The organism is Streptomyces sp. NPDC059582 (genome assembly GCF_042735715.1).
Lineage (GTDB): Bacteria > Actinomycetota > Actinomycetes > Streptomycetales > Streptomycetaceae > Streptomyces.
Genome location: NZ_JBHWCC010000067.1, coordinates 17,671 through 42,635 on the forward strand (window position 1 = coordinate 17,671; position 24,965 = coordinate 42,635).

Here is a 24,965-nt window from a genome sequence, read left to right on the forward strand (position 1 = left end):
GTACGGTCGCGCCGTGCCCGGCGTGGCGGCGTGACGTCAGGCCGAGAGGGCCTTCAGCCGCCGCACCGCCTCCTCCAACACCTCCGTACGCTTGCAGAAGGCGAAGCGGACGAAGGGCGCGCCGGCCTCGCGGTGGTCGTAGAAGACCGCGTTCGGGATGGCGACGACGCCCGCGCGTTCCGGCAGGGCGCGGCAGAAGGCGAACCCGTCCGTCTCGCCGAGGGGGCGGATGTCGGTGGTGACGAAGTAGGTGCCGGCCGGCCTGAAGACCTCGAAGCCCGCCTCCGCGAGGCCCGACGCCAGCAGATCGCGCTTGGCCAGCATGTCCGCGCGGAAGGCGGTGAAGTAGGAGTCGGGCAGGGCCAGCGCCTCGGCGACCGCGTACTGGAACGGCCCGGACGACACGTAGGTCAGGAACTGCTTCGCCGACCGCACCGCCGTGACCAGGCCGGGGGCCGCCGTGACCCAGCCGACCTTCCAGCCCGTGAAGGAGTAGGTCTTGCCCGCCGAGCCGATCGTGACGGTCCGTTCGCGCATGCCGGGGAAGGCGGCGAGCGGCAGGTGTTCTGCCTCGTCGAAGACCAGGTGCTCGTACACCTCGTCGGTGACCACCAGTAGGTCGCGTTCCACCGCGAGCTCGGCGATCGCCGTCAGCTCCGCTCGGGTGAGGACCGTGCCGGTCGGGTTGTGCGGGGTGTTGACGAGGAGGAGCCGGGTGCGGTCGGTGACCGCGCCGCGCAACTCGTCGAGGTCGAGCCGGAACGAGCCGGCGTCCGGGCGCAGGGTGACCGGCACGCGCGTGCCGCCGGCCATCGCGATGCAGGCGGCGTAGGAGTCGTAGTACGGCTCCAGGGCGATCACCTCGTCGCCCGGCTCCAGCAGGGCGAGCAGCGAGGCGGCGATGGCCTCCGTGGCGCCGGCCGTGACCAGCACCTCCGTGTCCGGGTCGTACGACAGGCCGTAGTGGTGTCGCTGGTGCGCGGCGACGGCGGCGCGCAGCTCGGGGATGCCCGGGCCCGGCGGGTACTGGTTGCCGCGGCCGTCGCGCAGCGCGCGCACCGCGGCCTCCCGGATCTCCTCGGGACCGTCCGTGTCGGGGAAGCCCTGGCCCAGGTTGATCGACCCGGTCCGCAGGGCCAGCGCCGACATCTCGGCGAAGATCGTCGTCCCGAACTCGGCGAGCCGGCGGTTGAGGAAGGGGCGTGCGCTGGAGGTCATGCCGGTCATCCTGCGCCGAAGCTCTGGAGTTCCTCAACTCACCTACGCTGATGGGCACCTGCGCCAGTGCGGCACGCGCCGTCTCTGAGCAGGGGCTGGTCTGTTGTCGCCTTTCGTCCTCCGTCTCCGTTGGCCACCCCCGGACGGCCCACGGACGGCCTCAGGGATTCCCACCCTGGGATCAGCGCTCTTCTGGGGTCATCGGCGACCCGAGGTCGCAATCGAGGGGGAGACCAGGTGATCGGAAAGCGAATTAAACTATTTCCGTATTACTGTGCTCCGGTCGAATGGACTGCTCTCTTTCCCGTCCCCGTCAAGTCGGTGCGGAGATATTTCTGCGTAATATGCGACGGCAGTAACACGTTAAGGCTTTCCGGGTGATCGGTAGGGCCCGGTAGGCCGCTGCCCCGACAGGAATGGCCCCTCGATGAAGCTGAAGATTCCCCGAGCAGCTCACCGCCGTACTTTGTCCGGCGTGCTTGTCTCGGCCCTCGCCGCAACAGTTTCCGCTGCGATGGTTTTCATGACCCCGACCGCGGCGTCGGCGATCGCATTGCCCGTACCCTTGGGCACCGCCGCCAGTTACTCCGTTCTGGCCGGTCAGGGAGTCACCAACACCGGCAACTCGGTGCTCGCGCACGACCTCGGGACACACCCGAATCCGGCCATCACCGGATTCCCGCCCGGCCTGGTCGGTGGCGCCGTGCACGCCGCGGACGCCAATGCCCTCCAGGCCAAGTCCGACCTGCTCGTGGCGTACAACAACGCCGCCGGCCAGGCCATGGACTTCGCGCTTCCGGCGGGGATCGGCGGGGGTCCGGCGCTGCTTCCCGGCGTCTACCACGCCACGGCCGGTGTCGGCATCACCGGCGACCTGATCCTGGACGGTCAGGGGAGCTCCGACGCGGTCTGGGTGTTCCAGATCCCCGAGTCCCTGACGACGGCGACCTCCAGCCGGATTCTCCTCACGAACGGCGCTTCGGCGTGCAACGTGTTCTGGCAGGTCGGCGAGGACGCGTCGCTCGGCGTCACCACCAGCTTCGTGGGCACCCTGATGACCGAGAACTCGATCACCGTGAACCAGGGAACGAACGTCGAGGGCCGGGTCCTCGCCGAGGTGGGTTCTGTGACCCTCAACAACAACCGGATCTTCCTCAGCGGGTGCGCGTCCTCCACCACCGGTGGAACGACGACCGGGACCACCACTGGTACGACGACCGGTGGCCTCGTCAGTGGTGGCCTCGTCACCGGCGGCCTCCTGGGCGGACCCCTCGTCACGACCGGCGGCACCTCGGGCAACACCGCCGGCAACACGTCCGGCAACACCGCGGGCAACACGGCCGGTAACACCACCGGTGGGAACACCGAGGGCAACACCGCAGGGAACACCACCGGCGGCCCCGGTGGCGGGCACGGTGGGCCTGGTGGCGGCCACGGCGGCCCCGGCGGCGGGCACGGCGGCCCGGACCACGGTGGCCACGGAAAGCCGTACCACGGCGGCCATGGAAAGCCGGACCACGGCGGCAAGGTCGACGTCGAGCAGTACGCCCATCCCGGCAAGCCGGACCACGACGAGCAGTCCGACGAGGACTACGGCTACGACGCGGTGCCCAAGGGCTACGAGGGCGAAGACGACTCCAAGAGCTACGAGGGCTAGGCAGCGCACCGCGCTCGGTCGGCTCACCGGATGACGGCGCGCGGCGGGACTCTCATCGAGTCCGCCGCGCGCCGTCGGTGGCGGTCAGCGCGAAACGCAGGTCGAGCAGCTGAAATGAGAAAGACAGGGTAAGCGGTGTCGAGCGGAATTGACTCAGCGGATGTGAAGGAATTTCAGCACTCCGAATCAGGTCCGGTCGCACCGGAACGCCCTGACGCCACGGCCGCGCCGCCCAGATTGCCGAGAAGCGCCCGTGTGCTGAGAGCGGGGCTACGCGCCTCCATTGTCCTGTGCCTGGCGGCGAGTATCGTCCATGTGGTTCTGGTATTCCTTCACGTGGCGCCGACGAACACCCTGTCCAAGCGATTCAGCCCGCAGATCAATGCCTGGGTGTTTCCCTTCTTCGAACAGAATTGGCGGCTTTTCGCCCCGGATCCCGAATCCGTCAACCGGCAGATCCTGGCGAGAACCGCACACACCGAACGCGACGGATCGGTTGAGGTGAGTCCCTGGTTCGACCTGACCGCTGTGGACACTTCCGCAGTCGAGCACCAGGTGTTCCCGAGCCACACGGCGCAGAACATGTTGCGCCGTGCCTGGGCCAGTTACGTCGACTCGCACGGAGGAGACGACACGTCGCGCACGGAACGCGCCCTGATGATGCAGAAGTACCTGAGCAACATCGCCGCTGACCGCGTCGCCGCCCGCAAGGGCGGCACCTTCGACTTCATTCAGCTCCGCGTCGTCGCACTGCCCATCGCCGCACCCGGCGCCGCGGTCGGCGATCGCCCGCCGACGCCGGCCGAGAACCGGCTCCTGCCCTGGTGGAAGGTGACCCGCCATGCGAAGTGAGGCGCAGAAGACCGCGTCCTTTGGCGTCGAGCGGTGGCTCGCCGACCGGATCACCGCCGGGTGGCACCTTCTGACCGGCCGGCCGGTGTCCCTGTACGCCGCGTCGGTGCTGCGCATCGGCTACGGGCTGCTCTACCTGATCTTTCTGCTGCGCGAGTTCCCGCACCGTGCCGAGATCTGGGGCCCCGACGCACCGTGGACTCCCGCCCTGGCAGACCAGCTCTTCGAGCAGACGGGGTGGAAGAGCATCCTGACCCTGTCCGACAACCGCGGCTACTTCGAGCTCTGCTACGTGTTCGCCGTCGTCACGTCCGCGCTGTTCGTGCTCGGCTGGCGCACCCGGGGCATCTCCGTCCTCTTCGCCGTCGTGGTGACCTCGTTCCATGCCCGCGCGATCTTCATGACGGACGGGGGCGACAACCTGATCCTGCTGATGGCCATCTACCTCGTCCTCACCGCGTGCGGCCGGCGCTGGTCCCTGGACGCGCGCAGAGCGCGGCTCAAGGCGGCTCGTGCGGGCAACGCGCCGGAACCAGCGGGGAACCGGTTGGCGCGGCAACTCCGCGATGCCCGCACCACCTTGATCACGGTGGTGCACAACTGCGGCATGTTCGTCATCGCGGCACAGGTCTGTTTTCTCTATGGATCAGCCGGTCTGTACAAGGTCCAGGGTGCTTCCTGGGGTGGTGGCACCGCTCTTCACTACGCCCTGAACCTCCAACTCTTCCGACCCTGGCCCGCGCTCTCCCACTTCGTGGACGAGTACACGCTTCTGGTCGCGATCGCTGGCTATATGACCGTGCTCCTCCAGGTGGCCTTCCCGTTCGTGCTCTTCGGCAGGCTCAAGTACCCCGTTCTCGTCATGCTGCTCGGCATGCACATCGGCATCGCGGTGTTCCTGGGGCTTCCCCTCTTCTCCGGCGCGATGATCGTCGCGGACGCCGCGTTCCTGCCCGACCGCTTCTACGCCTTCCTGCCTCGCCTCTGCCGACGCGTCGTGCAGCGGGGGGACGGCTGGCTCTCGGTACCTGGACGGGCGGCGGGATCCGGAACGGTACCCACGCAGGGCGGACCCGGCGCACTCGGCTCGGAGCATCGCGTCGTCCTTCCGGCGGGCCGGAAGGACACCACGGCCGCCGTCGAGCCCGCGGCCCCTCAGGTCCCCCCGAAACGCGGCTGAGGCGGAGACCGACGATGTCACCGTGGGTGCAAATCCCACCGGCTCCGCTTGATGAGCAGTGAGAACAGCCCCTGACCAGGTGACTCGGTCAGGGGCTGTTCTCGTGAGCGTTGTCCGCCGACATCCGCGGCTCCCCGCTGTTTCCCGACCGAACGGGCGCGGGAGGGGCACGTCCTCCGGCGATCTCTAGACGGCGAGCAGCCCGGCGAGCAGCACGGCCGCCACTGCGGAGAAGACCCGCGGCTTCCTCCAGCCCGGTCCCGAAGCCTGGCGGTTCAGCTCCCACAGGAACACCCAACCGCCGACAAGGGCCAGCGCGCTCCGCAACAGGAAGACGGTGGTGTGCACAGGGGTCCTCCAGAGACCTTTGAACGGACGGGAAGGTTATCCCCGGCAGCGGTCCGGTGGGCATGTGGGAGTGCTCATACGGGGTGATCACACCAGCCACACCATGATCGTTCCACCCCGGGGTGGAGGTCGAGCAAGTGCCATTCTCTGGACTGGCCGTCCCTGAGGGATTTCACGGCCCACGGGCGGACCGACGTGCGAGCGGGGCCCCTGATCAGCCTTTCCGTGCAGGTCAGGGGCCATTGCCCGGAGAGAACCCTCTGAAGTTCCTCAACTCTGCTTTGGCCGCCGACAGGGCCGGGCATCACCGGTTCACGCAACGGTCGAGGCGCCCACGGGGGGCCGCTTCGGGGGAATCGGAAGGAGGGGTGACGTCATGGTCTTCGGCATCATCCTGACGGTGATGGTGGTCGTGTTCGTGGGGGCGGCCGTGTCCGGGGCGGTTCGCAACGGCGGCACGCGGTCGCGCAGCGGGGGGAGCAGCGGGTCGAGCGACAGCGGCGGCAGCTGGTGGGCGGGCGGGGGCGACAGCGGTTCGTCCTGCGGTTCGTCCTCCGGCGGTCACTCCGGCGGTCACTCGTGCGGGGGCGGTTCGTCCTGCGGAGGCGGGTCGTCGTGCGGGGGCGGGGGCGGCTGCGGGAGCAGCTGAACGCCGGCAGCCGAACGCCGGCCGAGGCGGTCGTACGGGGAGGGAGGGGCTCGGACTGGTGTCCGGGCCTCTCGCATGCGCGGGCGTACGCCTCGCGCACCTGGCGTACGCCGTGGTTGAACAGTTGAGCTGTGGAGCCCTCTGAGGGATGGAAACCCCACGAAGTTGGGTAAAAACGCTGTGGCGGGACCACACTTCATGATTCCCTCTAAACCACCATCGCAGCCCCTCGGACGTCTTGCGCGGACACCCTTCCCGACTGGGCTGACCGGGCCGAATTCCCGCCGTCGACCGGAGTCGACCGGAGTCGACCGGGGTGCGCCGGACCAACACCCCTTTCTTTGCGTGCTTGCGGAGCCGATCCATGCTCACGACCCTGAAGACCTCCTACACCGACACGCGCGCGGCAGATCTCGCCTGGGCCCTGGGGCGTGAGCCGCTCCCGGCGCTGGCCACACTGGATCTCGAACTGGGAAGTTCGACGCTTCAGTTGAGACTGCTCGGCGCGTCCCACCAGGTGCTGCTGGAACAGGAACAGGGCTGTTGTTCGGAGACGGTGGCGTGCATCCCCGGCAGCAGTACCCCCCTTCCGCTCGGCGTGGCCAAGCGGGTCGGCGACTGGGAGTACGAGTTCGCCGCCCGGGTCGAGGTGCTGTCGCCGGGCGCGTTCGCGGCCCGTGCGCAGGAGCTGCTGGCCCTTGTCTCCGACCACCCGAACGGCCTCGCGGGCGTCTTCCCCGGCAGCCCGCACGCCTTCACCGCCATGCTGGCCCAGCGGCACGAGGGGCATGTGCACTGGCGTACCTGGCACGCGTATCCGCAGGACGGGCAGCTGGTGGCGACGCGGACACGGGTGGGCGCCCGGGTGTCGCTGGGGCGGCTAGGCCAACTCAGCCGGTCCGGCGTCTGACGCCGGTTCAGCCGGTCCGGGGCGCGGTGTCAGCTGGTCCGGGGCGGGGCGTCGGTCGTTCCGGGGCGGGGCGTCGGGCAAACGTCCGGCGCCCACACGGCGGGCAGTTCCACACGTGTGGGTGACGAAGCGTCCCGCACTCGTGACGTAACGTCGCAGTCGTGATCGAGCCGCACGCCCCCGCTCCGCCCGGCACCCCGCCGCCCTGGGGCGGCCCGGCGCGGCTGCCGGTCCGGCCGGGGACCGGTCGGTTCCTGGTCCTCGCGGGCGTCTTCGTCTGCGCCGCCTGTGGACTGGTGTACGAACTCGAACTCGTCGCCCTGGCCTCGTACCTGATCGGCGACTCGGTCACCCAGGCCTCCGTCGTGCTGTCGGTCATGGTCTTCGCGATGGGTATCGGCTCGCTCGCCGCGAAGCGGCTGCGCCGGCACGCGGCCGCCGCTTTCGGCGTCGTCGAGGCGGCCCTCGCCCTCGTCGGCGGGTGCAGCGCGATGGCGCTGTACGCGGTGTTCGCCTGGACCGGCGGCTGGGGCGGCATGTGGGCCGACGGCCCGCGCTGTCTGCTGGTCGCCTTCTCCCTCGCGATCGGCCTGCTGATCGGCGCGGAGATCCCGCTGCTGATGGAGCTGATCCAGCGGATCCGCCGGCAGGACGCGGGCGGCGCGGTCGCCGACCTGTTCGCGGCGGACTACGTCGGCGCCCTGGCCGGCGGCCTCGCCTTCCCGTTCCTCCTGCTGCCCTTCCTGGGCCAGCTGACCGGCGCCCTGCTCACCGGCGCGGTGAACGTCGTCGCCGGGGGCGCCCTGGTGCTCGGCCTGTTCCGCCGGGACCTGACCCGCCGGGGCCGCTGGGTGCTGCTGGTCGCCAACCTCGCCGTGCTCGGCGTCCTCGCCGCGGCCGCCGTGCTCGTCGGCGACTTCGAACGGGCGGCGCGGCACCAGGTGTACGGCGACGACGTCCGGGTGGCGGTGCAGACCGACGTCCAGGAGGTCGTCCTCACCGGCGGCAGCCACGGCCGTCCTGTCAGTCTCTTCCTGGACGGCCGGCTGCGGGGCGGCGGCCAGGACGAACAGCGGTACCACGAGGCCCTGGTCCACCCCGCGATGCGTGGCCGCCACGCGCGCGTGCTCATCCTCGGCGGCGGTGACGGACTGGCCGCGCGCGAGGTGCTGCGCCATCCCGGTGTGCGCAGCGTCGACATCGTCGAACGGGACGCGGGCGTGGTGCGGCTGGCCCGCACCGACCCGGCGCTCTCCGCGCTCAACGGACATGTGTACGGCGATCCCCGGGTGCACGTGACGACGGCCGACGCCTTCTGCTGGCTGCGCAGGGCGCCGGCGGAGGGGTACGACGTCGTCGTCTCGGACCTGCCGGACCCGGGCATCACCGCCAGCACGAAGCTGTACTCGCTGGAGTTCTACGGCCTGACCCGGCGCGTCCTGGCGGACGGCGGCCGGCTCGTGGTGCACGCCGGGCAGGTGACGTCCCGCCCGCGGGTCTTCTGGACGGTGGACGCGACGGTCCACGCCGCGGGTCTGGGCACCGCCCCGTACCGCGTGACCGGCCGCGACGTCGGGTTCGCGGCGGGCCCCGACCTGTCCGCGTCCACCTCGCGGGCGCCGCGCGACTGGGGCTTCGTCCTGGCCCGGGACGGCGCCCGCCCGGCCCTCGGCGTGGACCGTGTCGACCCGCCGCTGCGCACGCTGACCGGGGCGGGGCTCGCGGCCGACGCGCGGGCGGTCCGGCGGACCCGGATCCCGGGGCTGCCGGCCTCCACGCTGGTGCATCCGCGGTACTGAATGGGGGGGACGACTCCGGCCGAGGGGGAGGTATTCCTGGCGCCCCCTGGGTAGGCTCCAACGACATGGAGCATGAGGTGTTCGTTCCGGTTCCCGCCGAGCGGCTCAGGGCGGCGCTGGCCGACCCCGCGCGGGTCGCCCGGGCGGTTCCCGGGCTCCAGCAGGACGCCGGCGCCGCGCCGGGCACCGGGCGGCTGAAGGTACGCGTCGGAAGCCACAGCATCACCTACCGCGGCTCAGTGCGGGTGTCGGCGCGGGACGACGGTTCGTACGCCGTCGAGAGCGACGCGACCGAGGTGCGCGGCACGGGGTCGGTGAAACTCGCGCTCACCGTCCGCGTGCGTGACACGGACGGCGGCGCCGCCGTCACCTTCGACGGCACGGCCACGGCGGACGGCCGGGTCACCGAACTGCCCCGGGAGACCGTGGCCGCGACCGTCACACGGCTGCTGAACCGCTTCACGGAGAACCTGGGCGCAGACGAGGCGGAGACCGACGCCGCCCCCGACGCGGGGGCGCGGGCGGAGCACTCGCCGGTGATCGAGGCGGAGGCCTCGCCGCCGCCTCCGACTTCGCCGACCGAGCAGACGGAACTCGCTGACTCCGCCGGGACCGCCGGGTTTGCTGGGCCCGCCGACTCCGCCGGGCCCACTGAACCAGCCGGGCCCGGCGAGTCGGTGGAGCCCGCCCAATCGCCTGAATCACCCGAATCCATCGAGTCTGGCGATGGCGGCGATGGCGGCGATGGCGGCGATGGCGTTGAGTCCATCGCGTCCGTTGAATCCGTCGAGCCCGTCGAGCCCGTCGAGTCGGGTGAGCCGCCCGCCGAAGCCGCGCATGCGCGGCGGACGATGATCGGGCGCAGCGCGGAGGAGGTCGACCACGCGCCACCGCGCGGGCGGTACGCGCCCGTGCCCGCGCCGCAGACCGTCGCGCCCAACTCGACCCTGCGATGGGCCGCGCCGGCGGCAGCGCTGGTGGTGGCCTCGGCGATCGTGGTGGGACGCGCCCTGCGCAAGCGGCGCTGAGCGGCCGGCAACCCGCCACTCCCACGGCCCTCTTGATCCGCCCAGTAGGGTCGTTCCGTGAGTAACGAAGACATCACGTTGACCGCGGGTGACGCGGAAGTCGTAGTGCAGCCGGGGAACGGGGGCCGGATCGGCGGACTTCGGGTCGGAGGCGTCGAACTGCTGAGGCAGGGTGAGCGCTTCGGCTGCTTCCCGATGGTTCCCTGGTGCGGGCGGATCCGCGACGGACGCTTCCGGGACGGCGGCGTCGTCCAGCAGATGCCGCTCAACTCCCCGCCGCACGCCATCCACGGCACCGTCCGCGACGGCGTCTGGCGTGTGGCGCGCGGTTCGGCGGACGAGGCGGTCATCACGTACGACCTCGTCGACCCGTGGCCCCACCCCGGCCGGGTCACCCAGGTGGTGGGCCTCACCCCGGACACCCTCACGCTCACCATGGCGGTGGAGACGCACGCGTCCTCCTTCCCGGCGCAGATCGGCTGGCACCCCTGGTTCAACCGGCACCTTGACGGGGCGGCCGCCCAGCTCGCCTTCGAGCCGGCCTGGCAGGAGGAGCGCGGCGACGACCACCTGCCGACCGGCAACCGTGTCGACCCCCGGCCGGGCCCCTGGGACGACTGCTTCGGCATGCCCGGCGGGGTCGACGTCACCGTCACCTGGCCGGGCCGGCTGGAACTGAGGGTGACCAGCCCCGAGGAGTGGGTCGTGGTCTACGACGAGCAGGAGGCCGCCGTGTGCGTCGAGCCGCAGACCGGCCCGCCCGACGGACTGAACATGCTGCCGCGCCTGGTCACACCGCTGGAACCGCTGGAGGCCACCACCACCTGGAGCTGGCGGCGCCTCTAAGCTGACAGGCATGACGGACGTACGTGGCGCGCTGCTGCAGCAGATCAAGGACAAGGCCGTGGTGCACGGCAAGGTGACCCTCTCCTCGGGTCTGGAGGCCGACTACTACGTCGACCTGCGCCGCATCACCCTCGACGGCGAGGCCGCCCCGCTGGTCGGCCAGGTGCTCCTGGACCTGACCGCCGAGTTCGACTTCGACGCGGTCGGCGGCCTGACCATGGGTGCCGACCCGGTGGCCGCGGCCATGCTGCACGCGGCCGCGGCCCGCGGGCGGAAGCTGGACGCCTTCGTCGTGCGCAAGGCCGCGAAGGCGCACGGTCTCCAGCGACGGGTCGAGGGTCCGGAGATCGCCGGGCGCCGCGTCCTGGTCGTCGAGGACACCTCCACCACCGGCGGTTCGCCGCTGGCCGCCGTCGAGGCCGTGCGTGAGGCGGGCGCCGAGGTCGTCGCCGTGGCGACCATCGTCGACCGGGCGACCGGCGCCGCCGAGAAGATCGAGGCGGGCGCGGGTGTGCCGTACCGCTTCGCGTTCTCCAAGGACGAACTGGGCCTGGACTGAACCGGATCCGGACCGGCCGTCCGACGGCCGCCCGCGAGTTGTCCACAGGGCGGGACGGCCTGGACCGAGCAGCCGCCCATGTCTGGAAAGATGGGGACGACGATGACGTCGCACCCAAGGTCTCGGTCAGGGCCGTAAGTACGCAGCAAGCCAACCCGCACATACAAGGAGCGGACAGATGCCGATCGCAACCCCCGAGGTCTACAACGAGATGCTCGACCGGGCGAAGGCAGGCAAGTTCGCCTACCCGGCCATCAACGTCACCTCGAGCCAGACCCTGAACGCGGCGCTGCGCGGTTTCGCCGAGGCGGAGAGCGACGGCATCATCCAGATCTCGACGGGTGGCGCCGAGTTCCTGGGCGGTCAGTACAGCAAGGACATGGTCACCGGCGCGGTGGCCCTGGCCGAGTACGCGCACATCATCGCCGAGAAGTACCCGGTCACGGTCGCCCTGCACACGGACCACTGCCCGAAGGACAAGCTCGACGGGTACGTACGTCCGCTGCTGGAGATCTCCCAGGAGCGCGTCAAGGCCGGCCAGAACCCGCTGTTCCAGTCGCACATGTGGGACGGCTCCGCCGAGACCCTCGCCGACAACCTGGCCATCGCCCAGGAACTGCTGGACAAGGCCCGCGCCGCGCAGATCATCCTCGAGGTGGAGATCACCCCGACCGGTGGCGAGGAGGACGGCGTCACCCACGAGATCAACGACTCCCTCTACACCACGGTCGAGGACGCGATCCGCACGGCCGAGGCGCTGGGCCTGGGCGAGAAGGGCCGCTACCTGCTGGCCGCGTCCTTCGGCAACGTCCACGGCGTGTACAAGCCGGGCAACGTGGTCCTGCGCCCCGAGCTCCTGAAGGAGCTGAACGAGGGCGTCGCCGCCAAGTACGGCAAGCCGTCCCCGTTCGACTTCGTCTTCCACGGCGGCTCCGGCTCCTCCGAGGAGGAGATCGCCACCGCGCTGGAGAACGGCGTCGTCAAGATGAACATCGACACGGACACGCAGTACGCGTTCACGCGCCCCGTGGCCGACCACATGTTCAAGCACTACGACGGTGTCCTGAAGGTCGACGGCGAGGTCGGCTCCAAGTCGACCTACGACCCGCGCACCTGGGGCAAGCTGGCCGAGGCGTCGATGGCGAAGCGTGTCGTCGAGGCGACCCAGCACCTGCGGTCGGCCGGCACGCGGATCAAGTAGTCCGTACGGCGGACCCGGAGTCGCCGGTGCGGCGCCGGGTCCGCCGCACACCTGGTCGAAGGCCGGCCGGCGGGGGATGATCGCCTCATGCCCGACGTACGGCTGGCCTCCTCCCAGGGCAAGTGGATCCTGCTGACCACGGTCCTGGGCTCCAGCATGGCCCTGCTGGACTCGACCGTCGTCAACGTCGCGCTGCCCACCATCGGCCGTGACCTCGGCGCGAACCTCGCCGCCCTCCAGTGGACGGTCAACGCGTATCTGGTCACGCTGGCCGGTCTGATCCTGCTCGGCGGCTCGCTGGGCGACCGCTACGGGCGACGCAAGATCTTCGTCCTCGGCGTGGTCTGGTTCGCCGCCGCCTCCCTCATGTGCGGCCTCGCCCCGACCGCCGAGGTCCTCATCGCGGCCCGCGCCCTCCAGGGGATCGGCGGCGCCCTGCTGACCCCGGGCTCGCTCTCCCTCATCCAGGCCTCCTTCCACCCCGACGACCGGGGCAGGGCCGTGGGCCTGTGGTCGGGCTTCGGCGGCATCGGCGCGGCCGTCGGCCCGTTCCTGGGCGGCTGGCTGGTGGACGGACCGGGCTGGCGCTGGGTGTTCCTGCTCAACGTCCCGCTCGCGCTGCTGTGCGCCCCCATCGCCGTACGCCATGTCCCCGAGTCGGCCGACGGCCGCGCCCACGGCCGTTTCGACGTGCTCGGCGCGGCCCTGGGCGCCCTGGCGCTCGCCCTGCTGACGTACGCCCTGATCGAGGCCCGCAGCGGCTCCGTGGCCGTGATCCTCACCGCGGTCGCGGGTGTGGCCGCGGCGGTCGCCTTCGTGTACGTCGAGAAGCACCGCGCCGACCCGATGATGCCGCCGGACATCTTCGCGTCCCGCCAGTTCACGGCGGTCAACCTGGTCACGCTGTGCGTGTACGCGGCGTTCGGCGGCTTCTTCTTCCTCTCCGCGCTCCAGCTCCAGGTCGTGGCCGGGTACTCGGCGCTCCGCGCCGGTACGGCGCTGCTGCCGACCACCGCCCTGATGCTGCTGCTGTCCGCCCGCTCCGGTGAGCTGGGGGAGCGGATCGGCCCGCGGATCCCGCTCACGGTCGGCCCGCTGCTCTGCGCCGGCGGCATGCTGCTGATGCTGCGGGTCGGACCGCACGCCGGGTACGTCGTGGACGTGCTGCCCGCGGTGCTCGTCCTCGGCCTCGGCATGGTCTGCCTGGTGGCTCCGCTGACCGCGACCGTGCTCGCCTCCGTGGACACCACGCGGGCCGGCCTGGCCAGCGGCGTCAACAACGCGGCGGCCCGCGCGGCCGGGCTCTTCGCGGTGGCCGCGCTGCCGCTGCTGGCCGGGATGGGGCCGGAGGCCTATCGCTCGGCGGCCGCCTTCGACGCCGCGTTCCGGCGGGCGATGCCGCTGTGCGCGGGCATCCTGGTGGTGGGCGCGGTGATCGCCTTCACGACCGTGCGCCGCCCGGCCCCCGACTGCCGCCGCCCCCAGTGCCGCACCCACGGCTGTGTGACGTCTCCGCCCGTGGAGCCGGGCCGGACCCGGCCGAAGGCTTCCGGCCTCTGAGCGCGCCCTGGGGCTGAGGGGCGGGCGCCGGGCGGGAGGGCTCGGCAGGGCGTACGCGAGCGTCACCGATCAAGGACGATGGAGCAGACTGGAACCCATGACGATTCACGAGAACCTCCTCGGGGGCCCGCCCCCGACCCGCCTCCCCGACGATCCCGAGCCGCGCGAGCTGCTCGCCGGCGGCGCCGCGCCCGCCGATGTCGCCGCCAAGTACCCGACGTCCTCGTTGGCCTGGGCCCAGCTGGCCGACGACGCGTTCGAGCGGGGCAGCGTCGTGGAGTCGTACGCGTACGCCCGTACGGGCTATCACCGCGGTCTGGACTCGCTGCGCCGCAACGGCTGGAAGGGCCACGGCCCGGTGCCCTGGGAGCACGAGCCGAACCGCGGCTTCCTGCGCGCCCTGCACGGCCTCGCCCGCGCCGCCCAGGCGATCGGCGAGCAGGAGGAGTACGAGCGCTGCTCGCAGTTCCTGAAGGACTCCTCGCCGGCGGCGGCCCAGACGCTGGGCTAGACAAGGCCCCAGGACACGGGGCCGGTACGGCCCCCGGGGTGCGGCCCGCCTGTGACCAGGCGGGCCTTGCTCTTTCGAGGGACGATCGCGGAGGATGCCCGATGGGGACCGGGGCCCCCGTGTCGATAACGGCAGGGGCGGACCGCTACCCGGATACACAACAGGAGACAGCGATGTCCCACGAGGCTCGTGAGGCCCAAGAGCCCGAGACCCCGCATCTCGACTTCGCCGGTACGACGCCGTACGAGGACTACGTCAAGGCGGACGTGCTCACCCATCTCCAGCACACCCTCTCCGACGATCCCGGAGAGATGGTCTTCCTGGTCACGACCCAGGTGATGGAGCTGTGGTTCACCGTCATCGTCCACGAGTGGGAGACCGCCGCGCGGGCCCTTCGTGAGGACCGGGTGCCGGTGGCGATCGACGCGCTGAAGCGGTCCGTACGGGAGCTGGAGGCGCTGAACGCCTCCTGGAGGCCGCTCGGACAGCTCACCCCCGCCCAGTTCAACTCGTACCGTTCGGCCCTCGGCGAGGGCTCCGGCTTCCAGTCGGCGATGTACCGCCGGATGGAGTTCCTGCTCGGCGAGAAGTCGCTGTCGATGCTGGTCCCGCACCGGGGCGCGCCGCGCGTGCACGCCGAGCTGGAGAAGGCGCTGTACGAGCCGAGCCTGTACGACGAGGTGCTGCGGCTGCTGGCCCGGCGGGGACACCCCGTCCCGGCCGCCGCCCTGGACCGTGACGTCTCGCGGCGCTACGACCCGTCCCCGGAGGTGGAGGCGGTCTGGACGGCCGTCTACTCCGGCGACGCCGGCGACGAGGTCGCCCGGCTCGGCGAGGCGCTCACCGATGTCGCCGAGCTGGTCTGGCGCTGGCGCAACGACCACCTCGTCGCCACCCGGCGCGCGATGGGCGCGAAGGCCGGGACCGGCGGTTCGGCGGGAGTGGCCTGGCTGGAGAAGCGCGCGCAGAAGAACGTGTTCCCCGAGCTGTGGACGGCGAGGTCCCATGTCTGACAGGTCCGAGCAGGCGGTGCGCGCGCGCAAGCTGGACGCCGTCGACGAACTGGCGGACCGGCGCGCGCGGTTCGTGCTCGACGAGGGCGTGTACCTGGACGGCAACTCGCTGGGCGCGCTGCCCGCGGCCGTCCCCGGCCGGGTGGCGGACGTCGTCGGCCGCCAGTGGGGCGAGCTGCGCATCCGCTCCTGGGACGAGAGCGGCTGGTGGACCGCGCCCGAGCGGATCGGCGACCTGATAGCACCGCTGGTGGGGGCGGCTCCCGGGCAGATCGTGGTCGGCGACTCCACCAGCGTCAACGTCTTCAAGGCACTGGTGGCGGCGGTACGGCTGGCCGGGGCGGGGCGTGACGAGATCGTCGTGGACGCCACCACCTTCCCGAGCGACGGGTACATCGCCGAGTCGGCGGCCCGGATGACCGGCTGCGCGCTGCGCCCGGTGACCCCGGCGGAGGTGCCGGGCGTGCTGTCCGGCCGTACCGCCGCGGTGCTGCTCAACCACGTCGACTACCGCACGGGCCGGCTGCACGACCTGCCCGGTCTCACGGCCGCGGTGCGCGCCGCGGGCGCGGTGGCCGTCTGGGACCTGTGCCACAGCGCGGGGGCCCTGCCGGTCGGTCTGGACGAGCACGGCGTGGACCTCGCGGTCGGCTGCACCTACAAGTACCTCAACGGCGGCCCGGGCGCACCGGCGTACCTCTATGTGCGCCATGGCCTCCAGGACCGCTTCGACTCCCCGCTGCCCGGCTGGAACTCGCACGCCGAGCCGTTCGGCATGCGCGGCACGTACGAGCCGGCGGCGGGTGCGACACGGGGCCGGGTGGGTACCCCGGACATTCTGTCGATGCTCGCCCTGGAGGCGGCCCTGGAGGTCTGGGACGGCGTCCCGATCGAGGCCGTGCGCGCCAAGTCCCTCGCCCTGACGGACTTCTTCCTGGAGTGCGTGAACGCGTACGTGCCGCAGGGGCGCGTCGAGTCGCTGACTCCGGTGGCGCACGGGGAGCGGGGCAGCCAGGTGGCGCTGCGGTGCGCGGAGGCCAGGGAGGTCATGCGGCGGCTGATCGAGCGTGGGATCGTCGGCGACTTCCGGCACCCCGACGTGCTGCGGTTCGGCTTCACTCCGCTGTACGTGGGGTTCGCCGACGCGGAGCGGGCGGCGCGGGTGCTGGCCGAGGTGCTGGCGGACGTGACCGAGTAGGCACTAGTCCCCCGGTGGGGATGCGCACGCTCGGTGCGGGCCGCGGGGAGAACCGTTTGGCCCTCACCGAGCGTGACATCCGCGTGTCCGCGCACGTCACGGGCCTGGTACCGTCCCCGCCAACGGCCGAATTCTCATCTGGTACGCCAAACCCGGTCCGCCAAGTCCGTTTCGTCGCTGAGAGGTTGGAGCATGTCGGACGACGCAGCAGCAGCCCGTGCCGCCGCCGAAGAGGAGTCGGCCTTCTCGCATCCCGCGGTCGACCCCGACTCCACCGCCGCGTACGGCGACCACCCCGACCAGGTGATCGACTTCTACGCGCCGCGCGTCGAGGCGGTCCCGGGCAGCGCCGCCCCCCTGGTCGTCGTCCTGCACGGCGGTGCCTGGCGTGCTCCGTACGACCGGCGGCACATCACTCCGTTCGCGGACTTCCTCGCCCGCCGGGGCTTCGCCGTGGCCAACGTCGAGTACCGGCGCGGTGCCTCGATCCCGGGACAGGGCGGCAGCGGGCCGGTCGCGGGCCGCTGGCCGGACACCTTCGACGACGTGGCCGCCGCGCTGGACGCGCTGCCCGCACTCGCCCGGGAGGCCCTCCCGCAGGCGGATCCGCGGCGCACGGTCGTCGTCGGCCACTCGGCGGGCGGTCACCTGGCCCTGTGGGCGGCGGCCCGGCACGTCCTGCCGGCCGACGCCCCCTGGCGCACCGACGGCCCCGCCGCCCTGCGCGGAGTGGTCGCCCTCGCCCCGATCGCCGACTTCGCGGTCGCCGAGAAGCTGGAGGTGTGCGGCGGCGCGGCCGGCCAGCTCCTGGGCGGCGACGAGCACTTCGGCGTGCGGCAGCCGTACGCCGATCCCGCGCTGCTGCTCCCCACCGGCATCGCGACCACGCTCGTGCAGGGCCGTGGCGACGACGTCGTCCCACAGGCGGTCGCCGAGGCGTACGCGGAGGCGGCGGCGAAGGCCGGCGAGGTGGTGGGCCTGACGCTGCTGGAGGAGGTCGGTCACTTCCCGCTGATCGACCCGGCGGCGGACGCGTGCGCGGTGGTGGCGGAGGAGATCGCGCAGCTGGCGTGGTGACACCCGCGTGGTGACACCCGCGTGGTGACGCCTGCCTGGTGACGCGCGCCGGCCGGGTTCGGTACCGGCGCGGCGGCCTCGTAGTACCTGAGACGGACCTCGAAGGACCCTTCTCACTGCTGACGACCGCGACCCCTGCTGCGCCTACCGTTCTGTACGTGACCGAGACGACCCAGACGACGCCCTCGGGGGGCGCGGACCAGTCCTTCAGCGCGCACAAGCCGCGCAGCCCGGAGTTCCGGCTCGCCGCGGACGCGCTGCGCGGGCTGCGGCAGGACCTCTTCCAGAACGCGTTCGCCTACCGCCCGCTGCCCCGCAGGAACCCGACCGGGCCGTTGATCCGGCGGCTGTCCGGCCGGATCCAGGAGTGGGCGGCCTGGACCCCGCACCTGGCGGTGGCGGCCGGCGGCATGGTGGCGATGCTGGTCGCCACGACCGACACCGACGGCGGGGTGCCCGTCCTGCTGAGCGCCCTTCTCGTGCTGTTCCCGGTGCTGCTGACGCTGGTCCGGCCGATCGGCGCCTTCTGGCTGTCCTTCGCGTCGACCACGGTGGTGGGCGTCTTCGGCAGCAGTTGGAGCAGCTGGCCGTGGCTGCCGTGCAGCTTCGTCGCCCACCTGGTGATCCTGACGGTCGTGGCGGTGCGCACCAGGCCGCGCACCGCGGCCTGGATGTGGGTGCTCACGGCGCTCTACGGCTTCTTCGCGGAGTCCCTCTTCGGCTGGGGGCACTACGACACCGACACCGCCCCCATGCTGGTGCTCTCCGCGATGATCCTCCTCGTGGTCACGGTCTGGCACATCCGCCGTGACGCGGCGGAGGTGGTGACGGCCCAGCAGACGGTGACCGCGCACGAGCGTTCCCGGCGCACCCTGCTGGAGGAGCGCACCACGATCGCCCGCGAGCTGCACGACGTGGTCGCCCACCACATGTCCGTGGTCGCCATCCAGGCGGAGGCCGCGCCCTACCGGGTGGACAACCCGCCGCCGGAGCTGGAGCGCGCCTTCGCCACCATCCGGGAGAACGCGGTGGCGGCGCTGACCGAGCTGCGTCGCGTCCTGGGCGTGGTCCGCGCCGAGGACTACGAAGCGCCGGAGGCCCCGCAGCCCACGCTCGCCGACCTGGACGCCCTGCTGGCCAATGTGCGGGACGCGGGGCTGACCGTGGACAAGGCGGTGACGGGCGCGGTGCGCGAGCTCCCGCAGGGCGTGGAGCTGTCGGCGTACCGCATCGTCCAGGAGGCGCTGAGCAACACGCTGCGGCACGCGCCGGGCGCGAGCGCCCGCGTCGAGATCGGCTATGTGCTCGGCGGGCTGGGGCTGCGCATAGTCAACGGGCCGCTGCCCGAACCGTCGCTGGTGAAGCCGTCGCCCGGCGCCGGGCACGGCGTCACCGGGATGCGCGAGCGCGTCTCCATGCTGAACGGGGAGATGACGGCCGGCCCGACCGACGAGGGCGGGTACGAGGTGACGGTGTTCCTGCCGGTGGCCGCCCTGATCGAGGGGGACGCGTGACCATCCGGGTACTGATCGCGGACGACCAGATGATGGTGCGCGAGGGCTTCTCCGTGCTGCTGAACGCGATGCCGGACATCGAGGTCGTCGGCGAGGCCGTCAACGGGCGGGAAGCGGTCCAGCGGGTGCGGGAGCTGGCCCCGGACGTCGTGCTGATGGACATCCGGATGCCCGAGCTGAACGGCATCGAGGCGACCCGGGAGATCGTCGCCTCGGACGGCGCGGCGAAGGTCCTGGTGCTGACGACGTTCGACCTCGACGAGTACGTGTACCAGGCGCTGCGGGCGGGGGCCTCCGGCTTCCTCCTGAAGGACGCCTCGGCACGTCAGCTCGCCGACGGGGTGCGGGTGGTGGCGGCCGGGGAGGCGCTGCTCGCGCCCTCGGTGACCAGGCGGCTGATCACCGAGTTCTCGAAGCTGTCCGACGCCCCGCGCCTGGCGTCCACCGCGCAGGCGGCGTACGGGGAGCTGACCGAGCGGGAGACGGAGGTGCTGGTGTTGATCGCGCAGGGCCTGTCGAACGCGGAGATCGCCGGACGGCTGGTGGTCGCCGAGTCCACGATCAAGACACATGTGAGCCGGATCCTGGTGAAACTGGGCCTGCGCGACCGTACGCAGGCGGCGGTCTTCGCATACGAGGCGCGGCTGGTCACGCCGGGCTGAGCCCGGGCGGGCGGAGGTGGGACACCCTGGTCAGGCAGGGGGGTGCCGGGCTAGCGTCCGTGCATGGCAGCTGCTTCCGATCTCGCCTTCGACCCCTGGGACGCCGGGTTCGTGGCCGACCCGTACCCGGCGTACGCCGAACTGCGTGCCCGGGGGCGGGTGATCCACTACGAGCCGACCGACCAGTGGCTCGTCCCGCACCACGCGGACGTCTCGGCGCTGCTGCGTGACCGGCGGCTCGGCCGGACGTACCAGCACCGGTTCACGCACGAGGAGTTCGGCCGCAGCGCGCCGGCGCCCGAGCACGAGCCGTTCCACACGCTCAACGACCACGGGATGCTCGACCTGGAGCCGCCGGACCACACCCGGATCCGGCGCCTGGTGTCGAAGGCGTTCACCCCGCGCACGGTGGAGCGGCTGAAGCCGTACGTGGAGGGGCTGGCCGGCGAGCTGGTGTCGGGCCTGGTGGCGGCGGGGGGCGGCGATCTGCTGACGGACGTGGCGGAGCCGCTGCCGGTCGCGGTGATCGCGGAGATGCTGGGCATCCCGGAGCCGGACCGGGCACTGCTGCGGCCCTGGTCGGCGGACATCTGCGGGATGTACGAGCTGAGCCCGTCGGAGGAGACGGCGGCGAAGGCGGTACGGGCGTCGGTCGAGTTCTCCGACTACCTGCGGGAGCTGATCGCGGCCCGGCGCAAGGAGCCCGGCGACGACCTGATCTCCGGCCTGATCGCGGCCCACGACGAGGGCGACCGGCTGACCGAGCAGGAGATGATCTCGACGGCGGTCCTGCTGCTGAACGCGGGCCACGAGGCCACCGTGAACGCCACCGTCAACGGCTGGTGGGCCCTGTTCCGCCACCCCGGCCGGCTGGCGGCCCTGCGTGCCGACCACTCCCTGATCCCGTCCGCCGTCGAGGAGCTGATGCGCTACGACACCCCGCTCCAACTCTTCGAGCGCTGGGTGCTGGACGAGATCGAGATCGACGGCCGGGTGATCCCGAGGGGTGCGGAGATCGCCCTGCTCTTCGGCTCCGCCAACCACGACCCGGCGGTCTTCCGCGACCCCGAAGCCCTGGACCTGAGCCGTGGGGACAACCCGCACATCTCCTTCAGCGCGGGCATCCACTACTGCATCGGCGCCCCGCTGGCCCGTATCGAACTGGCCGCCTCGATGACGGCGCTGCTGACCAAGGCCCCGACGCTGAGCCTGGCGGCGGAGCCGGAGCGCAAGCCGAACTTCGTGATCCGGGGGCTCAACGGGCTGAGCGTCACGATCTGACCCGCCGGACCAGGGCCCACAGGCCGAGGGCGACGGCGGTGCCGCCGAGGACCGCCAGCGGCAGTTCGGTGTAGAGCACGCTCCAGTCGGGCCCCTGCTCGAAGCGCTGGAACCGCCCGCGCAGGCCGACGGACCACACCGCTAGTCCGGCCCCCGCGCCGGCGGCCGCGGTCAGACATCCCGCGGCGGCCCGCGTACGTTCTCCCATGCCCGGCATGGACGTGCGCGGGCCGCCCGGAGGTTCCCGTCGGCCGGTCAGCTCGTGATGTCGCGTCGCCTCAGGCCCGCGAGCCCGCCGGCCACCAGCACCACCGCGAGCCCCGTCAGGGTCAGCACCGGAGCCCACGCCATCGGCCCGCCCGGCAGCTTCGGCAGGTGTCCGAAGGGGGACAGGTCCAGGACGAACCGCGGGGCGTCCAGGGCCGGGCCCACCCAGCCGATCAGCAGCACGGCCCCGGCCACGCCCCAGGCGGCCGGTGCGAAGCGCGGCGCCAGACCGTACAGCAGCAACGCCAGGCCGCCGACGACCCACACCGCCGGGAGCTGGACCAGGCACGCGCCCAGGATCGGGCCGGTCCTCTTGCCGTAGCCGATCGCGAAGCCGAGGCCCGCGAAGAGCATGATCAGGGCGGAGCCGCCGAAGGCGACCGACAGATGGCCGGCCGCCCAGCGCAGTCGGCCCACGGCGCCCGCCAGCACCGGTTCCGCCCGGCCCGAGGTCTCCTCGCCGTGCAGCCGGAGGACGGAGCCGACCACGTACAGCGCCGCGATCAGGCCGAGCATGCCGGTCATCGAGGCGAGGAAGGCGTCGGTGATCGCGCTGTGACCGCCCATCCGCTCGAAGATCTCGCGCGCCTTGTCGTTGTCCCCGACGAGGTCGGCCGCTCCCTCGGTCAGACCGCCGTAGACGATCCCGGCGAGCAGGAAGCCGACGCTCCAGCCGAGCACCCCGCCGCGTTGCAGCCGCCAGGCCAGCGCGCCCGCGGTGGCCGGCCGGCCGGCCGCGGGGCCCGGCCGGGTCGGCAGGAAGCTCATGCCCACGTCCCGGCGCCCGGCCAGTGCGTACGCCGCCGCCCCCTGGACCAGCACCGCCGCCGCGAACAGCAACAGCACCCACCACCGTTCGCCCGCGAAGGACCGCAGGTTCTCCAGCCAGCCGAGCGGGGACAGCCAGGTCGCCACGGACGAACCGTCGTCGGTCGCCGAGTCGCCCGCCGCGCGCAGCACGAAGGCGGCGCCCAGGACCGCCGCCGTCAGACCGCGGGCGAGGCGGGCGCTCTCCGTCAGCTGGGCGACGATCGCCGCCATCGTCGCGAAGACCATGCCGACGCCCGCGAGCCCGAGCCCGAAGGCCAGTGCCCCCGCCGTGCCCTGCCCGGCCAGCCCCGCCGTGACCAGCAGCGCGAGCAGGGCATTGGCGACCGCCGCGGCGAGCAGCGCCGCCGTCAGCGGGGCCCGCCGGCCCACCATGCCCGAGGCCACCAGCTCCTGGCGGCCGCTCTCCTCCTCGTCCCTGGTGTGCCGTACGACGACGAGCAGGCTCGTCACGGCGGCCAGGGCGCCCGCGTAGACGCCGACGCGCCAGGCCGTCAGCGCGCCGAGGGAGTCGTCGAAGACCGGTCCGACCAGCGCGCGCAGGGAGGAGTTGGCCGCCATCTGATGCAGGAGGTCGGCGCGCTGGGCCGCGGTGCCGTACAGGCTCCCGAGGGTGTTCGGCATGGAGAGGACCATCAGCGTGTTCACCGCCACCCAGACCGGGATCAGCACCCGGTCGCGGCGCAGTGCGAACCGCAACAGGACTCCGGTGCCGGCCAGTTGGCGGCGGCCCGCGGACCGGACCGCGACGGTGGTGGCCGTGGTCGTGGCCGTCGTGGCCGCGGTCATCGGGCCGCCTCGCTCGGGTCGTCCTGGTAGTGCCGCAGGAACAGTTCCTCCAGCGTCGGCGGTGTCGACGTCAGTGAGCGCACGCCCGACCCGCTCAACGAGCGCAGGACCGCGTCGAGTTTGTCGGTGTCGACCTGGAGCCGGACCCGGCGGCCCCGCACGTTCAGGTCGTGGACGCCGGGCAGGGACGCCAGCCCGTCGGGTGGTCCGGCGAGTTCGGCGGTGACGCTGGTGCGGGTCAGGTGGCGCAGCTCGGCCAGGGAGCCGGTCTCGACGGTCCGGCCCTTGCGGATGATGCTCACCCGGTCGCAGAGCTCCTCGACCTCGCTGAGGATGTGCGAGGAGAGCAGGACCGTACGGCCGCGGTCGCGTTCCTCCTCCACGCAGCGCTGGAAGACCTCCTCCATCAGCGGGTCGAGGCCCGACGTCGGCTCGTCCAGGATGAGCAGGTCGACGTCCGAGGCGAAGGCGGCGACGAGGGCGACCTTCTGCCGGTTGCCCTTGGAGTAGGTGCGCCCCTTCTTGGTGGGGTCGAGCTCGAAGCGTTCGACCAGCTCCGCCCGTCGCCGCGGGTCGAGGCCGCCGCGCAGTCTGCCGTAGAGGTCGATGACCTCACCGCCCGAGAGGTTGCGCCAGAGGGTCACGTCGCCGGGGACGTAGGCGATCCGGCGGTGCGCCTCCACCGCGTCCGTCCACGGGTCGCGGCCGAGCACGCGCGCGGCGCCCGCGTCGGCGCGCAGCAGGCCGAGCAGGACGCGGATGGCGGTGGACTTGCCCGCGCCGTTCGGGCCGAGGAAGCCGTGCACCTCGCCGGTCGCCACGTCCAGGTCGAGGCCGTCGAGGGCGTGGGTCCGGCCGAAGGACTTGTGCAGTCCGGATACCTCGATGGCGAGGTTTGCCTTCGTCATGTTTCAGAACGTACGCTAATTTCAGAAACTTGTGAAGTTAAGGAAGCGTGTGAATCGCCGATAGGATGCGGGCATGACGGAACCAGCCGGGGCGCACCGGGACATGGAAGCCGTGTCGAAGTTCGTCGAGTCCTTCGCGGCACAGCTCGTCGAGGCCGGGATGCAGCGCATGCCCGCCCGGGTCTTCGCCGCCCTCCTGGCCGCCGACGACGGGGCGATGACCTCCGCCGAGCTCGGGGAGCAGCTGCGGATCAGTCCCGCGGCGGTCTCCGGGGCGGTGCGCTACCTGGCCCAGCAGCACATGGTGTCCCGGGAGCGCGAGCCCGGCTCGCGGCGGGAGCGCTACCGGGTGCACAGCAACCAGTGGTACGAGGCGCTCACCAACCGTGAGGCCGTCCTCAAGCGGTGGGAGGGGGCGCTGCGGGAGGGCGTCGCCAGCCTCGGCGAGCAGACCCCCGCCGGCCGCCGCATGGCCGAGACGCTCGCCTTCTTCGAGTTCGTCGACGACGAGATCGCGGCCATGATGGAACGCTGGCGAGTCCACCGGGAACGCACCTTCGGCACGTAGGCCTACCCGGCCGGGCTGATCAGGACTTGACCGGGGCCGATCCCCCCACCCGGCCGACTCCACCCCCGAACCGTCGGGCCCCGGGACCGCCGGTCTCCCCGGCCCCGGCCCCGGCCCTCCGGGCTCATGGGCTCCCCGGTCCCGTTACGCCGGTCCTCCGGGCTCTTGGGCTCCCGGGTCCCCGAACCTTGCCGGGCTCCTGGACCCCGGGGCGTTCGGGCTCTCGGACCCGCGCGCACACTCCCCGGCTGTCGGCCCCTCGGGCTCCCGGCTTCTGGCCCCCGGCCGTCAGGCTTCCGGGTCTCCGGCCCCCGGCCTCCGGCTTCCGTCTTCCGTCTTCCGGCCCCCGGCCGTCAGGCTTCCGGCCCCCGGCTTCCGGCCCCGGCCGTCAGGCCTCCGGCTCTGGCTCCCGGCTTCCGGCCCCGGCCGTCAGGCCTCCGGCTCTGGCTCCCGGCCGTCCGGCCCCCGGCCTCCGGCCTCCGGCCCCCGGCCTCCGGCCCCCGGCCGTCAGGCTCCCGGCCTCCGGCCTCCGGCTTCCGGCC

General features: G+C 72.2%; 23 protein-coding genes. 18 read left to right on the plus strand and 5 right to left on the minus strand.

What is annotated here, in order from left to right; all coding sequences use genetic code 11:
• Positions 1 to 36: 36 nt before the first annotated feature.
• A complete protein-coding gene (locus ACFV0T_RS37050; protein ID WP_385789143.1) occupies positions 37 to 1,227 on the minus strand; it encodes a pyridoxal phosphate-dependent aminotransferase in 1,191 nt (396 codons plus the stop codon).
• Between the two features lie 514 nt (positions 1,228 to 1,741).
• Between ACFV0T_RS37050 and ACFV0T_RS37055 the strand changes: the two genes are divergently transcribed.
• The 3 genes from ACFV0T_RS37055 (at position 1,742) to ACFV0T_RS37065 (ending at position 4,907) form a co-directional block, all read left to right on the plus strand.
• Entirely contained in the window at positions 1,742 to 2,875 is a 1,134-nt protein-coding gene (locus ACFV0T_RS37055; protein WP_385789145.1) for an ice-binding family protein, read from the plus strand.
• A 315-nt stretch (positions 2,876 to 3,190) separates the two neighbouring features.
• Positions 3,191 to 3,727, plus strand: coding sequence for a DUF5819 family protein (locus ACFV0T_RS37060; RefSeq protein ID WP_385789147.1), 537 nt, complete (start codon positions 3,191 to 3,193; stop codon positions 3,725 to 3,727).
• Positions 3,717 to 4,907 (plus strand): HTTM domain-containing protein, encoded by a 1,191-nt coding sequence (locus tag ACFV0T_RS37065; RefSeq protein ID WP_385789148.1) that lies wholly within the window; start codon positions 3,717 to 3,719, stop codon positions 4,905 to 4,907. The genes ACFV0T_RS37060 and ACFV0T_RS37065 overlap by 11 nt, the downstream gene beginning before the upstream one ends.
• 186 nt (positions 4,908 to 5,093) lie before the next feature.
• Here ACFV0T_RS37065 and ACFV0T_RS37070 read toward each other — a convergent pair whose 3' ends face one another.
• The gene (locus ACFV0T_RS37070) at positions 5,094 to 5,255 is read right to left on the minus strand and encodes a hypothetical protein (protein WP_385789150.1); all 162 of its coding nucleotides are present in this window, start codon (positions 5,253 to 5,255) and stop codon (positions 5,094 to 5,096) included.
• 1,013 nt (positions 5,256 to 6,268) lie between these two features.
• On the opposite strand from ACFV0T_RS37070, the gene ACFV0T_RS37075 reads away from it, so the two are divergent.
• The 14 genes from ACFV0T_RS37075 (at position 6,269) to ACFV0T_RS37140 (ending at position 21,063) form a co-directional block, all read left to right on the plus strand.
• Positions 6,269 to 6,814, plus strand: a complete 546-nt coding sequence (locus ACFV0T_RS37075) for a DUF2617 family protein (protein WP_385789151.1) — start codon at positions 6,269 to 6,271, stop codon at positions 6,812 to 6,814.
• A 161-nt stretch (positions 6,815 to 6,975) separates the two neighbouring features.
• Positions 6,976 to 8,613 (plus strand): polyamine aminopropyltransferase, encoded by a 1,638-nt coding sequence (locus ACFV0T_RS37080; RefSeq protein ID WP_385789153.1) that lies wholly within the window; start codon positions 6,976 to 6,978, stop codon positions 8,611 to 8,613.
• A 65-nt stretch (positions 8,614 to 8,678) separates the two neighbouring features.
• Positions 8,679 to 9,641, plus strand: a complete 963-nt coding sequence (locus ACFV0T_RS37085; protein ID WP_385789155.1) for an SRPBCC family protein — start codon at positions 8,679 to 8,681, stop codon at positions 9,639 to 9,641.
• Between the two features lie 57 nt (positions 9,642 to 9,698).
• Positions 9,699 to 10,487, plus strand: coding sequence for an aldose 1-epimerase (locus tag ACFV0T_RS37090; protein WP_385789156.1), 789 nt, complete (start codon positions 9,699 to 9,701; stop codon positions 10,485 to 10,487).
• A 10-nt stretch (positions 10,488 to 10,497) separates the two neighbouring features.
• Positions 10,498 to 11,046, plus strand: a complete 549-nt coding sequence (gene pyrE / locus ACFV0T_RS37095; protein WP_385789158.1) for an orotate phosphoribosyltransferase — start codon at positions 10,498 to 10,500, stop codon at positions 11,044 to 11,046.
• Positions 11,047 to 11,224: 178 nt separating this feature from the next.
• The gene (gene fbaA / locus ACFV0T_RS37100) at positions 11,225 to 12,247 is read left to right on the plus strand and encodes a class II fructose-bisphosphate aldolase (protein WP_385789160.1); all 1,023 of its coding nucleotides are present in this window, start codon (positions 11,225 to 11,227) and stop codon (positions 12,245 to 12,247) included.
• Positions 12,248 to 12,334: 87 nt separating this feature from the next.
• Positions 12,335 to 13,807 carry an MFS transporter gene (locus tag ACFV0T_RS37105; RefSeq protein ID WP_385789161.1) on the plus strand — a complete coding sequence of 491 codons (1,473 nt, stop codon included), beginning with the start codon at positions 12,335 to 12,337 and terminating at the stop codon, positions 13,805 to 13,807.
• A 97-nt stretch (positions 13,808 to 13,904) separates the two neighbouring features.
• Positions 13,905 to 14,318 carry a DUF3151 domain-containing protein gene (locus ACFV0T_RS37110; protein ID WP_385789163.1) on the plus strand — a complete coding sequence of 138 codons (414 nt, stop codon included), beginning with the start codon at positions 13,905 to 13,907 and terminating at the stop codon, positions 14,316 to 14,318.
• 173 nt (positions 14,319 to 14,491) lie between these two features.
• Complete coding sequence (locus tag ACFV0T_RS37115) at positions 14,492 to 15,331, plus strand: tryptophan 2,3-dioxygenase family protein (RefSeq protein ID WP_385789165.1); 840 nt, start codon at positions 14,492 to 14,494, stop codon at positions 15,329 to 15,331.
• Positions 15,324 to 16,529 (plus strand): kynureninase, encoded by a 1,206-nt coding sequence (gene kynU, locus ACFV0T_RS37120; RefSeq protein ID WP_385789167.1) that lies wholly within the window; start codon positions 15,324 to 15,326, stop codon positions 16,527 to 16,529. The genes ACFV0T_RS37115 and kynU overlap by 8 nt, the downstream gene beginning before the upstream one ends.
• A gap of 192 nt (positions 16,530 to 16,721) precedes the next feature.
• Entirely contained in the window at positions 16,722 to 17,606 is an 885-nt protein-coding gene (locus tag ACFV0T_RS37125; protein ID WP_385789169.1) for an alpha/beta hydrolase, read from the plus strand.
• Between the two features lie 158 nt (positions 17,607 to 17,764).
• Positions 17,765 to 19,120: a sensor histidine kinase gene (locus ACFV0T_RS37130; protein WP_385789171.1), complete on the plus strand. Its 1,356-nt coding sequence runs from the start codon at positions 17,765 to 17,767 to the stop codon at positions 19,118 to 19,120.
• Entirely contained in the window at positions 19,117 to 19,782 is a 666-nt protein-coding gene (locus ACFV0T_RS37135; protein ID WP_385789173.1) for a response regulator, read from the plus strand. The genes ACFV0T_RS37130 and ACFV0T_RS37135 overlap by 4 nt, the downstream gene beginning before the upstream one ends.
• A gap of 63 nt (positions 19,783 to 19,845) precedes the next feature.
• Positions 19,846 to 21,063, plus strand: a complete 1,218-nt coding sequence (locus tag ACFV0T_RS37140; RefSeq protein WP_385789174.1) for a cytochrome P450 — start codon at positions 19,846 to 19,848, stop codon at positions 21,061 to 21,063.
• Here the strand turns inward: ACFV0T_RS37140 and ACFV0T_RS37145 are convergent.
• The 3 genes from ACFV0T_RS37145 to ACFV0T_RS37155 are packed head-to-tail and all read right to left on the minus strand — an operon-like array spanning position 21,053 to position 23,855.
• The gene (locus tag ACFV0T_RS37145) at positions 21,053 to 21,271 is read right to left on the minus strand and encodes a hypothetical protein (protein ID WP_385789176.1); all 219 of its coding nucleotides are present in this window, start codon (positions 21,269 to 21,271) and stop codon (positions 21,053 to 21,055) included. The two genes, ACFV0T_RS37140 and ACFV0T_RS37145, sit on opposite strands and share 11 nt — an antisense overlap.
• 47 nt (positions 21,272 to 21,318) lie before the next feature.
• Positions 21,319 to 22,947, minus strand: a complete 1,629-nt coding sequence (locus tag ACFV0T_RS37150; RefSeq protein ID WP_385789178.1) for an ABC transporter permease — start codon at positions 22,945 to 22,947, stop codon at positions 21,319 to 21,321.
• On the minus strand, positions 22,944 to 23,855 hold the full coding sequence (locus ACFV0T_RS37155) for an ATP-binding cassette domain-containing protein (protein ID WP_385789179.1): 912 nt from the start codon (positions 23,853 to 23,855) through the stop codon (positions 22,944 to 22,946). Before ACFV0T_RS37155 ends, ACFV0T_RS37150 begins: the two co-directional genes overlap by 4 nt.
• A 73-nt stretch (positions 23,856 to 23,928) precedes the next feature.
• Between ACFV0T_RS37155 and ACFV0T_RS37160 the strand changes: the two genes are divergently transcribed.
• Entirely contained in the window at positions 23,929 to 24,423 is a 495-nt protein-coding gene (locus ACFV0T_RS37160) for a GbsR/MarR family transcriptional regulator (protein ID WP_385789181.1), read from the plus strand.
• Positions 24,424 to 24,965 lie beyond the last annotated feature (542 nt).

Bases quoted from the DNA above. Each gene is read 5' to 3' on its own strand.
- ACFV0T_RS37050 (WP_385789143.1), bottom strand. From the start codon at position 1,227: ATGACCGGCATGACCTCCAGCGCACGCCCCTTCCTCAACCGCCGGCTC.
- ACFV0T_RS37055 (WP_385789145.1), top strand. From the start codon at position 1,742: ATGACCCCGACCGCGGCGTCGGCGATCGCATTGCCCGTACCCTTGGGC.
- ACFV0T_RS37065 (WP_385789148.1), top strand. From the start codon at position 3,717: ATGCGAAGTGAGGCGCAGAAGACCGCGTCCTTTGGCGTCGAGCGGTGG.
- ACFV0T_RS37075 (WP_385789151.1), top strand. From the start codon at position 6,269: ATGCTCACGACCCTGAAGACCTCCTACACCGACACGCGCGCGGCAGAT.
- ACFV0T_RS37085 (WP_385789155.1), top strand. From the start codon at position 8,679: ATGGAGCATGAGGTGTTCGTTCCGGTTCCCGCCGAGCGGCTCAGGGCG.
- pyrE (WP_385789158.1), top strand. From the start codon at position 10,498: ATGACGGACGTACGTGGCGCGCTGCTGCAGCAGATCAAGGACAAGGCC.
- fbaA (WP_385789160.1), top strand. From the start codon at position 11,225: ATGCCGATCGCAACCCCCGAGGTCTACAACGAGATGCTCGACCGGGCG.
- ACFV0T_RS37105 (WP_385789161.1), top strand. From the start codon at position 12,335: ATGCCCGACGTACGGCTGGCCTCCTCCCAGGGCAAGTGGATCCTGCTG.
- ACFV0T_RS37110 (WP_385789163.1), top strand. From the start codon at position 13,905: ATGACGATTCACGAGAACCTCCTCGGGGGCCCGCCCCCGACCCGCCTC.
- ACFV0T_RS37115 (WP_385789165.1), top strand. From the start codon at position 14,492: ATGTCCCACGAGGCTCGTGAGGCCCAAGAGCCCGAGACCCCGCATCTC.
- kynU (WP_385789167.1), top strand. From the start codon at position 15,324: ATGTCTGACAGGTCCGAGCAGGCGGTGCGCGCGCGCAAGCTGGACGCC.
- ACFV0T_RS37125 (WP_385789169.1), top strand. From the start codon at position 16,722: ATGTCGGACGACGCAGCAGCAGCCCGTGCCGCCGCCGAAGAGGAGTCG.
- ACFV0T_RS37140 (WP_385789174.1), top strand. From the start codon at position 19,846: ATGGCAGCTGCTTCCGATCTCGCCTTCGACCCCTGGGACGCCGGGTTC.
- ACFV0T_RS37145 (WP_385789176.1), bottom strand. From the start codon at position 21,271: ATGGGAGAACGTACGCGGGCCGCCGCGGGATGTCTGACCGCGGCCGCC.
- ACFV0T_RS37150 (WP_385789178.1), bottom strand. From the start codon at position 22,947: ATGACCGCGGCCACGACGGCCACGACCACGGCCACCACCGTCGCGGTC.
- ACFV0T_RS37155 (WP_385789179.1), bottom strand. From the start codon at position 23,855: ATGACGAAGGCAAACCTCGCCATCGAGGTATCCGGACTGCACAAGTCC.
- ACFV0T_RS37160 (WP_385789181.1), top strand. From the start codon at position 23,929: ATGACGGAACCAGCCGGGGCGCACCGGGACATGGAAGCCGTGTCGAAG.